General features: G+C 64.6%; 7 protein-coding genes and 2 tRNA genes. 7 read left to right on the forward strand and 2 right to left on the reverse strand.

The annotated features are described in order from the left end of the window. From Q8R61_RS14860 to Q8R61_RS14870, 3 genes are all read left to right on the forward strand, one after another. Positions 1-366, forward strand: a complete 366-nt coding sequence (locus Q8R61_RS14860) for a YbaN family protein (RefSeq protein WP_305538665.1) — start codon at positions 1-3, stop codon at positions 364-366. A gap of 50 nt (positions 367-416) precedes the next feature. Next, positions 417-510: transfer RNA gene (locus Q8R61_RS14865), tRNA-Ser, on the forward strand. Between the two features lie 65 nt (positions 511-575). Beyond that, positions 576-652, forward strand: a tRNA-Arg gene (locus Q8R61_RS14870). Positions 653-706: 54 nt separating this feature from the next. Here Q8R61_RS14870 and Q8R61_RS14875 read toward each other — a convergent pair. Then, the gene (locus Q8R61_RS14875) at positions 707-3,250 is read right to left on the reverse strand and encodes an EAL domain-containing protein (protein WP_305538667.1); all 2,544 of its coding nucleotides are present in this window, start codon (positions 3,248-3,250) and stop codon (positions 707-709) included. A gap of 10 nt (positions 3,251-3,260) precedes the next feature. After that, positions 3,261-6,845 (reverse strand): response regulator, encoded by a 3,585-nt coding sequence (locus Q8R61_RS14880; protein ID WP_305538669.1) that lies wholly within the window; start codon positions 6,843-6,845, stop codon positions 3,261-3,263. A gap of 289 nt (positions 6,846-7,134) precedes the next feature. On the opposite strand from Q8R61_RS14880, the gene Q8R61_RS14885 reads away from it, so the two are divergent. From Q8R61_RS14885 to Q8R61_RS14900, 4 genes are all read left to right on the forward strand, one after another. Then, entirely contained in the window at positions 7,135-9,303 is a 2,169-nt protein-coding gene (locus Q8R61_RS14885) for a type I secretion system permease/ATPase (protein WP_305538671.1), read from the forward strand. Further along, positions 9,300-10,715: an HlyD family type I secretion periplasmic adaptor subunit gene (locus Q8R61_RS14890; RefSeq protein ID WP_305538673.1), complete on the forward strand. Its 1,416-nt coding sequence runs from the start codon at positions 9,300-9,302 to the stop codon at positions 10,713-10,715. The genes Q8R61_RS14885 and Q8R61_RS14890 overlap by 4 nt, the downstream gene beginning before the upstream one ends. A gap of 4 nt (positions 10,716-10,719) precedes the next feature. Further along, positions 10,720-11,367 carry a response regulator transcription factor gene (locus Q8R61_RS14895; RefSeq protein WP_305538675.1) on the forward strand — a complete coding sequence of 216 codons (648 nt, stop codon included), beginning with the start codon at positions 10,720-10,722 and terminating at the stop codon, positions 11,365-11,367. Between the two features lie 186 nt (positions 11,368-11,553). Next, positions 11,554-12,131, forward strand: a 578-nt coding sequence (locus Q8R61_RS14900; protein WP_305538677.1) for a retention module-containing protein, incomplete at its 3' end; no start/stop codon positions are given.

A 12,131-nucleotide genomic window follows, 5' to 3' on the forward strand; every position in this document is an offset into this window, starting at 1 on the left:
ATGAGGCCCGCCTATTTCCTGCTCGCCTGGCTTTTCTTCGCATTGGGCGCGCTCGGCATGATCGTGCCCGGTCTGCCCACCGTTCCCTTCATGCTGCTTGCCCTGTGGGCATTCTCGAAATCCTCGAAAAGGTTTCACCACTGGCTGTACACGCACCGGGTATTCGGCCCCTCGCTGCAACAATGGCACGCGCATCACGTCATCCCCCTGAAAGCCAAGATCGTTTCGCTGCTGAGCATGGCGCTCAGCATGGCCTACATGACCCTGTACGCGAACATGCCGACCTGGCTGCTCTTCGTCACCGCAGCCCTTATGGCATACGGCGCCTGGTTCGTTCTCAGCCACCCTTCAAAACCGCCCGCGTAAACGTCAAGGTGGCGTCGGGGGCGCGCTTCCGCTACAATGCGCGGCGGTTCGGAGACGTGGCCGAGTGGTTGAAGGTACTCCCCTGCTAAGGGAGCATACGGGCTTAAACCTGTATCGAGGGTTCGAATCCCTCCGTCTCCGCCAAATCGAATCATGCTTGTCGCATCTGCCATCGAGGCAAAAAATGCGTATAATGCGCAACCTTCAAAGCGCCCGTAGCTCAGCTGGATAGAGTACTTGGCTACGAACCAAGGGGTCAGGAGTTCGAATCTCTTCGGGCGCACCATATAAAAAAGGGGTTGGCTTAGGCCAGCCCCTTTTCCATTTCCGGCGCACGCGATCAGGACGGCCGGTAGGTCTGCAGAAACTGCGTCATGTCCTCGGCCGGCAGCGGCCGGCTGATCAGATAACCCTGAATCACGTCGCACTGCAGCGAATGCAGGTAGCGCGCCTGTACATCCTCCTCGACGCCCTCGGCAATGACTTCCAGACCCAGGCTGTGGCCGAGCGCAATGACGGCCTTGACGATGGAAGCATTGCCGCTGTTGGTCGTCACGTCACGCACGAAGGACAAGTCGATTTTCAGCTTGTGCACCTCGAGTTGCTGCAGATAGGCCAGCGAGGAATAGCCGGTACCGAAATCGTCGATCGACAGGCGCACGCCCAGCGCCTTTAGCTCGGACAGTGTCTTGAAGGACTGGTCGCGGTCCGCCAGCACGAAGCTCTCGGTGATTTCCAGTTCGAGCTGCTCCGGGGCAATTCCCGACGCCTGCAGGGCATCCCTGACCGAGTTGAGCAGGTGGCCTCGGTTCAGCTGCACCGCTGAGACGTTGACCGCGGTCTGCCGGGGGGCGAGCCCGGCGTCGGTCCAACTGCGGATCTGCTGGCAGGCGGCATGCAACACCCAGTCGCCCAGCATGACCACCAGGCCGCTTTCCTCGGCCAGCGGAATGAAGTCATCGGGCGGAATCAGGCCGCGCTCGGGATGCTGCCAACGCACCAGCGCCTCGACGCCTACGATCTTCCCGCTGCTCAGGTCGATTTGCGGCTGGTAATGCAGGCGCAGCTCCTGCTGGTCCAGCGCCTGGCGCAGATCGGCCTCCAGCGCCAGGCGCGCACGCGACCGGCGGGTCATTTCCGGCGAAAAGAAGCGCAGGATCCCGCGCCCATGGGCCTTGGCCTGGTGCAGCGCCGCATCGGCGCTGCTTTGCAGATTGGCCGCATCGCGGCCATCGTTCGGATACAGCGCAATGCCGATGCTGGCGCCGATGTAGATCATGTTGTCGTCGATCGGGAAAGGCTCGCCCAGCGCGTCGATCATGCGCTGGGCGACCAGGTCGATGCCCGACAGGCTCGCTGCATGGTCGACGATGATGTAGAACTCATCGCCACCGATGCGGGCGATTTCGCTGTTGTCCGGCAACAGGCCCTGCAGGCGTTTGCTCACCTCGATCAGCAGCCGGTCGCCCAGCGTGTGGCCGAGGCTCTCGTTGATGGCCTTGAAATTGTCGAGATCGAGAAACAGCAGCGCGAACTGGGTCCGGCTGCGTTCGGCATTGAGGACGGCCTGCGCCAGCAACTGTGCGAACAAAGCACGATTGGGCAGCCCGGTCAGCGGGTCGCGATGCGCGAAGAAATCCAGTTTCTGCTCGGCGCGCTGGCGGTCGGTGATGTCGCGCAGTGAGCCGCGTAGCCCGATCGGCTGGCCCCCCGCATCAAACACCGGCTTGCACACATGCTCGATCCAGCGCTCGCTGCCGTCGCGGGCGCAAATTCGGAACAGGTGCGGTCCCGGGGCGGTGCCGGCCGCAGCCGCGGAACGATGCGCCTTCCAGCCGGCCAGATCGTCGGGGTGGATGATTTTTTCCATCAGCCCCAAATCGACGAAGAAATCCGCCGGCGCATAACCCGATACATCGCGACAGGCCGGCGACACATACAGATAGCTGCTATCCGGCGCCACCCAGTATTCCCAGTTGGGCGAATAGTCGGCAAGGATGCGGTATTTTTCCTCGCTCTGTTCCAACAGGGCGGTGCGCTGAGCGACCAGGTCTTCGAGGAAATTGCGCAGCCGGGAAAGCTCGAGCTGGGTGCGCACCCGCGCACGCACCTCATCGACGTCGAAGGGCTTGGTGATGTAGTCGGCCGCGCCGATGCTGAAGCCCCGGACCTTGTCCTCGGTGGCGTCGACCACGGTGACGAAAATCACAGGGATGCGATTGCCCCTGGGCGAAGCCTTGATGCGCCGACACACTTCGTAGCCGTCCATCTCCGGCATCATGATGTCGAGCAGCACGAGGTCGGGCGGGCTCTCGCCCTCGATCAACTCGAGCGCCTTGGCGCCGGAGCGGGCAACCAGGATGCGGTAATCGTCCTTGAGCGCCTCCAGCAGCTCATGGATGTTCTGCGGCACGTCATCGACCACCAGCAGCGACGGCGGGCGATCCGGATCGCTGTCCTGCGACACGTCGAACAGCACCGGATTCCTGCGATAACGCTGCAGCTCGAGCTGGGTGCGCACGCGCATGTGCAGCAGTTCCGGGTTGATCGGCTTGGTGATGTAGTCGGCCACGCCCAGCTGGAGACCGCGCGCCTCGTCGGCCGCCTCAGCCAGCGCCGTCACGAAAATGACCGGAATGTCGGCGGTGGCCGGATTGGATTTGAGATGCGCCAACACCGAGTAGCCGTCCATGCCCGGCATCTTGATGTCGAGCAGGATGAGGTCGGGATACGGCTGCTGGCGCGCCAGATCGAGCGCCTTCTCGCCGCTGGTGGCGGCGGCGATCACATAGTCGTCGCGCAGCACGCTCATCAGCACATGCAGGTTCTCGTTGACGTCATCGACTATGAGGATGCGAGGGCGGCTGGCAACGGCTTCGGTCATATCGGGTGGCTCAGGTTGTATGCGTCAGTCGGCCCAGCAGTACAGTGAGCTGCGCGCGCGCTTCATCGATGGCGAAGACATCGACCTGCGCGGCGAGCGCATCAATGTCCGCCGCCAGGGGCGTTCCGTCAACACCGGCACGCAAGGCCACCAGCAGTGGCTCGGCAGAGCCCAGGTCGTCCTGCAGCGCCTGCAACAGCTGCGCCAATCGCTCGCGCACCTGATCGGGCGTCAGGGGTGCGGCCACGGACGCGCGTGCCGTCGTCGTCGGCAGGCTGTCGATGTCGCGCATCACCGCCTGCAGCAGCGACTGTGCCGTATCCAGGGTGGCGGCGTCGGGCAGCGTGTCCTGTTTCAGCTCCGCATCGATCGCGCTCACGCACGCATACAATGCCGTGGCGCCGATATTGCCGGTCACGCCCTTGAGCGCGTGGCAGAACTCCTGCGCCTGCTGCGTATGCGTGTCCGCCGTCAACTTTCGCAGCGTCCCGACCGCATCGGCATAGTGCTCGCGGAAGCGCCGCAGCTGCTTGTAATAGGCCTCCAGCTTGCCGCCGATGCGGCGCACCCCTTCGCTGGCATCGAGGCTGGACAGCGCCAGCAGCTCGGCCGGCAAGCTGCCTGCGTGAGATGCGGGCTGCATCTGGCCGGCCCGCTCCGCCGGCACCTGGATCCATTTCGCCAGCACCGCCACCAGCCGCTCCGGCGCCACCGGCTTGGTGATATGGTCATTCATGCCGGCGGCCTGGCTTTTTTCGGCATCCTGCGCCATCGCCAGCGCCGTCATGGCAATGATGGGCAGGTGGGCGAAGCGTTCGCCGCCTGGTACCTGCGCCAGCGCGCGAATGCGGCGGGCCGCCTCGAGGCCATCCATCACCGGCATCTGGATATCCATCAGCACCCCGTCGTAGGCCTGCCGCTGCACCTGCTCGACCGCTTCCTGGCCGTTGATGGCCTGATCCACCTCGATGCCCTCGCTGCGCAATAGCTCGGTGGCGAATTCGCGATTGATGTCGTTGTCCTCGACCAGCAGCATGCGCGCACCGGCGAGCTGGGCGCTGGCACCGGCATCCGGAATGCCGCGCTGCGGACGGTTGCCATTGAGAATGCGACCCCGCCCCAGTACCGAGAGAATGGTGTCGAGCAGCGTCGACGGCGACACCGGCTTGATCAGAAAACCATCCACGCCAGCCTGTTCGGCCAGCCGGATCACGTCCTCGCGGCCGTAGGCGGTCACCATCACCACCTTGGGCTGGTGCGTGATGGCGGAATCCAGGTGAATGCGCTGGGCTGCTTCGTCGCCATTCATGCCGGGCATGCGCCAGTCCATCAACACCAGGTCGCAGGGAGAGTCGGAGGCCGCTTCGAGCGCGGCCAGCGCAGCCGGCCCGCTCGCCGCGGTGACGACATCGAGGTGAAAAAAGCGCAGCATGTCGGCGAGGATTTCGCGCGACACCTCGTTGTCGTCCACCACCAGCACGCGGATGCCCTTGAGCAGCGGCCCCGCCTGCTCCACCAGATCGACGCGCTGGGGTTGCCGGGCAATCTCGATCGGCAGCGTGCAGCAGATCGTGGTGCCCTTGCCGGGCTGCGACTGTTCCACCCAGATGCGCCCGCCCATCAGCTCGACCAGATTCTTGCTGATGGCCAGCCCCAGCCCGGTGCCGCCAAAACGACGCGTGGTCGACTGGTCGGCCTGGGTGAATTTCTCGAACAGCGTGTCCTGGACCGCCTGCGTCATGCCGATGCCGGAATCGCGCACGCACATCTGCAGCCTCAGGATCTTGTCGTTCACCTCGACGCCGCGCAGGGCCAGCTCGACCTCGCCTTTCTCGGTGAATTTCACCGCATTGCCACACAGGTTGAGCAGCACCTGGCCGATGCGCAGGGGGTCGCCCATCAGCATCGGCGGCATCGCGACATCGTGGCGAATCAGAAACTCGATGCCCTTCTGCCCGGCCTGCGGTCCGATCACGTCTGTCAGCTGTTCGAGCACACCGTCGAAGCCGAATTCGACATGCTCGATCTCCAGCTTGCCGGCCTCGACTTTCGAAAAATCGAGGATGTCGTTGATGATGCCCAGCAGCGAATGCGCCGCCCCCTGAGCCTTCGACAGCTGGTTGCGCAGGCCGGGCGTCAAATCGCCCTTGAGCGCCAGGTAGAGCATGCCGAGGATGGCATTCATCGGGGTGCGGATTTCATGGCTCATGTTGGCGAGGAAATCCGACTTCATGCGCGTGGCCTCCTCGGCCAGCGTCTTGGCCTTGAGCACGGCCTCCAGCGCGGCACGCTCATCGGTGATGTCCTCGATGATGCTGACCATGCCCTGCGCCGGATCGTCCGCATCGATGGCGCGCACCGCCATCCGCGCCCAGAAGCGGCTGCCGTCCTTACGCACCACTTCCTGCTCGCACACATGGGTTTCGCCGTTGGCGATGCGCGCAAAAATGTCCTGGCAGGTGTTGGCAAACGCCGCCTCGTCGACGAACCAGATGCGCGTCGACTGCCCGGCCTGTTCACCCGGGGCGAAGCCGAACAATTCATCCATGCGCCGGTTGCAGCGCACGATGGTCCGATCCTGTGCCATCACGATGCCGACGCTGGCGGAATCGAACAGAGCCTGCAATTCGCGGGTGCGCTCGGTGACCAGGCGTTCAAGGTTGGCGCGCTCGAGCTTCAGCGCCAGCGTCGTCATTGTCAGGTCGTGGGTGCGCTGATCCACCTGCCAGCGTAACAAGAGACTAAGCCCCATCAGGGACAGCAGGCCGATGCCCAGCCCGCCCAGCGACCAGATCGCCCAGCGCGGCATCAGCACTTCTGGCGGCGTCGCCATGGTGCGCCGCAGCGCATCGAAGTAGATCGAATTGGAATCGCGCCGCCAGGCCGTCAGATGCACGTCGATGCGCGCCAGCAGATCGGCATTGCGGCCCTTGCCGGCGGCGAAATACAGGTTCGACGGCAGGAAGACGATCGGCGTTTCCTGCAGCATGTACTGGCTGCCGTTGCGGGCGGCAAAGAAGCTGTTGGTCACCACCGCGTCGGCCTCGCCCGCCGCCACGGCTTCGTAGCCTTCGGCCAGCGTTTGCACCGGCACCGGTTGCCACACATGGTTCCCGCTGGCCATCAATTCGGTGAAGAAGGCCTGCTGGATGCCGCCATGCAGAATAGCGACACGCAGGCCGGTGAGATCGGCCACCGCGTGCACTTTCAGATCCGGGTGGACATAGACCTGCGACCAGCTATTGACGGCCGACACGCGGTGAAAATCGAAACGCTGCGCACGCTCGCTGGAATACGCCACATCGGGCATCAGGTCGAGGCGGCCTTGCGCCAGTTCTTCCAGGCACTGTGCCCACTCGCAGGGAACGTAGTCCAGGTGCCAGCGTTCGGCGCGCGCCATTTCTTCCAGCAACTCGATGAAGAAACCGGCCGGGCGGCCGTGCGCGTCGGTGTAGACCTTGGGCGCGTTTTCGTACAGGCCGACGCTGACGACCCGGCCGGTTTCCGTCCCGTCCATGCCCGCACGCCATTGCCAGGCTGCGATGGCCAGCACGATGACGATCACTGCAGACAGCAGGAGACGGGTGGGTTTCAAGTCAACTCGTATTCTTATCCGTTGCGGCTGAATATAACCTTATTTGAAAACCCGCGCGTGCTTCTGGCTGGCATGCCAGCCGCTCCTACATGAAATTGACGGTATTTTTGGCATACTCCCTGGACCCGAACCGGGAATGCCCATCCTCCCTGAGAATGCGCGAAATACTCCTTCTGTTCGGGCATGACAGGCTTCGCACGCCACCCCATTAAAGAAGCCGGCCAAAATTGCCGTTAAAAGCGCATCCTTATTGATTCTCAGAGCGGCAAGCCACACTTGCCAAAGTCACTTGAACAACACTCCCGGGACCGAAAAGACGTTGGACGCCGCCTCACCCGCCAGCGCACCCGACACGCTGCTCGAATGTCTGCTCGTGGTGGTGCAGGCGCACGGCGGCACCCTGAGCCGTCAGGCGGCCATCGACGGGCTGCCGCTGGTCGACAATCGCCTCACGCCTTCGCTGTTCCGACGCGCCGCCAAACGGGCCGGCTTTGCCAGCAACGTGGTGAAGAAACCGCTCGACGCGCTCAATACCGCCCTGTTTCCCGCCGTGCTGTTGCTCGACGGCGAGGAAGCCTGCGTGCTGCTGGGCTGGCAGGACGACGGCCGGACCGCCCGTCTGATCTTTCCCGAACTGGGCGAAGCCGAGGCCTTGCTGCCCCGCGACGAGCTGGCAGCCCGCTATTCCGGCCACGCGATCCTGGCGCGGCCCGAGTTCCGTTTCGATGCGCGCACCCCCGAGGTCGGCCGCGTCAAACATCGCCACTGGTTCTGGGGCACGGTTGCCGACAACGCGCCGCTGTACCGCGACGTGCTGCTGGCGGCGTTCATGATCAACCTGTTTGCGATTGCGCTGCCGCTGTTCACCATGAACGTATACGACCGCGTGGTGCCCAACCATGCGATCGAAACCCTGTGGATGCTGGCGGGCGGCCTGGTGATCGTGCTGGTGGCAGACCTGGTGCTGCGCACCATGCGCGGCTATTTTCTCGATCTGGCCAGCAGCCGGGTCGATGTGCGGCTGTCCGCCTACATCATGGAGCGCGTGCTGGGACTACGGCTGGAGAACCGGCCGCTGTCCGCCGGCTCGTTCGCCGCCAACCTGCGCTCCTTCGAGACGATCCGCGATTTCATCACCTCGGCCACAGTGACCGCTTTCATCGACCTGCCGTTTGCGCTGATTTTTCTGCTGGTTATCGGCTGGATTGCCTGGCCGCTGATCCTGCCCATCGTGTTCGGCATCCTGCTGGTGATGGCCTATGCCCTGACCGTACACAGCAAGATGCACGAACTGTCTGAAACCACCTATCGCGCAAGTGCGATGCGCAACGCGACGCTGGTCGAAAGCCTAGTCGGTCTCGAAGCGATCAAGGCGCTCGGTGCCGAGAGCGTGATGCAGCGCAAGTGGGAAACGAGCGCGGCTTTCCTGTCGCGTGTCGGCGCGCAGCTTCGGCTGCTGTCGTCGTCCACCATCAATGGCGCCATGTGGGCGCAGCAGCTGGTGAACGTGATGGTCGTGGTGGTGGGCGTGTACCTGATTGCCGACGGCAATCTGACGCTCGGCGGACTGATTGCCAGCACCATGCTGGCATCGCGCGCGATGGCGCCGGTCGGTCAGATTGCCGGCCTGCTCACCCAGTACCACAATGCAGCGACTGCGCTGAAGTCGCTGGATGACATCCTGCAGCAGCCGGTCGAGCGACCGGCCGATTCCAATTTCGTGACCCGCCGGCATTTCACCGGCGAGATCGAGTTCAAGGACGTCGACTTCAATTACCCCGGCCAGGACCACGCCGCGCTGCGCAACGTTTCGCTGAAGATCCGGGCCGGCGAGCACGTGGCGATTCTCGGCCGCGTCGGCTCCGGCAAGACCACGCTGGAAAAGCTCATCCTTGGCCTGTACCAACCCACCTCGGGCGCGGTGCTGGTGGATGGCGCCGACCTGCGCCAGCTCGACCCGGCCGAACTGCGCCGCAACATCGGCTACGTGCCGCAGGATGTGATGCTGTTCTACGGCAGCCTGCGCGACAACCTGACCATTTCTTCGCCGACCGCCGACGATGCCGCCGTGCTGCGCGCCGCCCAGGTTGGTGGCCTGCTCGAGTTCGTCAACAGCCACCCGCGCGGCTTCGACATGACCGTGGGCGAACGCGGCGAATCGCTTTCGGGCGGGCAGCGCCAGGCGGTTGCGATCGCGCGCGCCACCATCAACGACCCGCCGATCCTGCTGATGGACGAACCGACCGGCTCGATGGACCATTCCAGCGAAGAGGACATCAAGCAGCAGCTGCGCAGCTTCGCCGCCGGCAAGACCCTGCTGGTGGTGACGCACCGCACCTCGCTGCTGGACCTGGTCGACCGCATCATCGTGATCGACGGCGGCAAGGTCGTGGCGGACGGTCCCAAATCGCAGGTGGTCGAGGCGCTGCGCCAGGGCCGCATCGGGAAAGCCGCATGAAAGCCGGTCTGTTCGCCTCCATCGCACGCTTTGCCGACAGTTCGGCAGGGTGGTCCAAGCATGCGCGGCCGCTGCTGGACCGTCTGTTTGCCCGCTGGATTCCGCCGCGACCGGATGCATCGCTCGGCTGGGCGGCCGATGCCGACTGGGCACGGATGGATCAGGAACCCTTGCGCGCACGTTATCTGCTGCGCTTTATCGGCGTGCTTCTGCTGCTGCTTGTGCTGTGGGCCGCGTTTGCCACGGTGGACGAAGTCACGCGCGGAACCGGCAAGGTAATTCCTTCGCGACAGGTGCAGGTGGTGCAGGCGGTTGACGGCGGCGTGATCGCCGAAATCCTGGTACGCGAAGGCCAGGCGGTCGAGGCGGGCCAGCTACTGTTCCGCATCGACAAGACGCGCTTCGTCTCCTCGCTGCGCGAAAACCGCGTGCAGTATCTGGCGCTGCTGGCCAAGGCCGCACGCCTGCGCGCGCTGGCGGAGAACACCCCGTTCCAGCTGCCGCCCGAGATCATGCAGGAAGACCCCACTCTGGTCGAGGAGGAGCGCAGCATGTACGACGCGCGCCGCCGCGAACTGGAGGCCCAGCTTGGCATTGCGCGCCAGCAGCTGACGCAGCGCCAGCAGGAGCTGGTCGAGGTGCGCTCGCGGCGCGAACAGGCGGCCCAGGCTTATGACCTCACCGCGCGGGAGCTGACGATGACCCGACCGCTGGCGGCGTCTGGTGCGGTCTCGGACGTGGAACTGCTGCGGCTCGAGCGCGATGTCAGCCGTTACCGCGGCGAACGCGATCAGGCGGCTGCCCAGATCGTGCGACTGCAGTCCGCCATCTCGGAAGCATCGCGCAAGGTGCAGGAGCAGGAAATCACTTTCCGCAACCAGATGCGCAACGAACTCGGCGAGACCGTGGCCAAGCTCAACAGCCTGTCCGAGGGCAGCACGGCGCTGTCCGATCGCGTCGAGCAGGCCAGCGTCAAATCGCCGGTCAAGGGCACCGTCAATCGCCTGCTGGTTTCCACCGTGGGCGGCGTGCTGCAGCCGGGCAAGGAAATCGTGGAAATCGTGCCGACCGACGACGCCCTGCTGCTGGAGACGAAAATCCTGCCCAAGGACATCGCCTTCCTGTGGCCAGGGCAAAAAGCGACGGTGCGCTTCACCGCGTATGACTTTGCGATCTACGGCGGGCTGGAAGCGGTGATCGACCAGATTGCCGCCGACACCGTCACCGACGAGGAGGGCAATGCCTTCTACCTGGTGCGCGTGCGCACCCTGAAATCCTCGCTGGGCAAGGACAAGCCGATCCTCCCCGGGATGGTCGCCGAAGTGGACATCATGACCGGCCGCAAGAGCGTGCTGGCCTATCTGTTGAAACCGGTGATCCGCGCCAAGACCCATGCCTTTACGGAGCGCTAGCCGGATGACACGCCAGATCTTCGTCACCGCGCGGCCGCAGCCGATTCCCCGCTGGCTGGAAGCCTTCCCCGATGCCGTGCTATTGAGCGACCCGGGCGGGCAGTTCAATCCTGCCCCGCTGGCAGATGCCGCTGTGATCTGGCTGCATGTTGCCGGCAACCATCACGCCGCCGCGGCCTCGGTCCGTGCAGTCCGCGCCGCGGCACCGCATGCGCCGGTCGTAGTGCTGTCGAACGTGCCCGAGGACGATCAGGGCCTGGCGGTGCTGGCGGCGGGCGCCTCCGGTTATTGCAGCGCGCTGACGCTGCCCTCCGTGCTGCGCCAGGTGGCCGGGGTCGTCGAACATGGCGGGTTGTGGGTCGGCCCGCGCCTGATGCAGCGCCTGATGCAGGGCCTGGCCACGCGCGGCAATGCCACGCCGGACGTCTCGCTCGACCTGCTGAGCCAGCGCGAACGCCAGGTGGCCGTGGCTGTCGCGCGCGGCTCGACCAACAAGGAAATCGCCCGTGCGATGAACATCACCGAGCGGACCGTCAAGGCGCATTTGAGCGCGGCCTTCGAGAAACTCGGCGTACGCGACCGTATGCAGCTCGCGCTGCTCGTCAACGGTGTCGAAGACTCGACACCCACCCCCCTAAAAAAATCCGCCTGACCTGTACCTCAGTCCAATACGGAAACCAAAGCGTCTGCCGTTAACTCTTGCAGACGTGCCTGAATGGGCACCCAAACCCTATTGAACAAAGGTTGGCAGATGGACACAAACGTTTCTACCCCTCAGGCAGTTGCCACGGTTATTGCGGTCGAAGGACAGGCATTCGCCCGCGACCCCGCAGGCCAGATGCGTCCCCTGCGGGCCGGCGATGTCCTGCGCGAGGGCGACAGCGTCGTCACCATGCCGGGCGGCCAGGTTCAGCTGGCCTTCCTCGACGGCAAACTGCTCACCCTGCTCCCCGACGAAACCTTCCAGTTCAGCGCCGAAACCGCATCGACCTCGCGTCCCGACGTGGCCGAGGCCTCCCTGCCGGCCGGCGAGGCCGAACGCATCATCCAGGCACTCGAGCGCGGCGAGGACATCGACGCCCAGCTCGAAGACACCGCAGCCGGCCTCAACGGCGGCGCCGACAACGCCGGCAACGATTTCGTCCGCCTGCTGCGGATCGCCGAGGGTGTAGGTCCACTGGCCTTTCAGTTCGAAGCCCGAGGTACGACAGAGCCTGAGTTCATTGGTGCGAACACCAATGCTGTCGTCACCAATCCCGCCGCCCCTGTACCGATCCTGGTCCCGGTCCCGACCATCACCCACGTCGGCGACGCCTCCGGCACCGTCAGCAATGTCACCGTGCCCGAGGGCACCGCCGCAGTCTTCACGGTCAATCTGTCGAATGCCGCCTCGACCCCGACTTCGTTCGCGCTGGC

Source organism: Thiobacillus sp., from assembly GCF_030696885.1.
Classification (GTDB): domain Bacteria; phylum Pseudomonadota; class Gammaproteobacteria; order Burkholderiales; family Thiobacillaceae; genus Thiobacillus.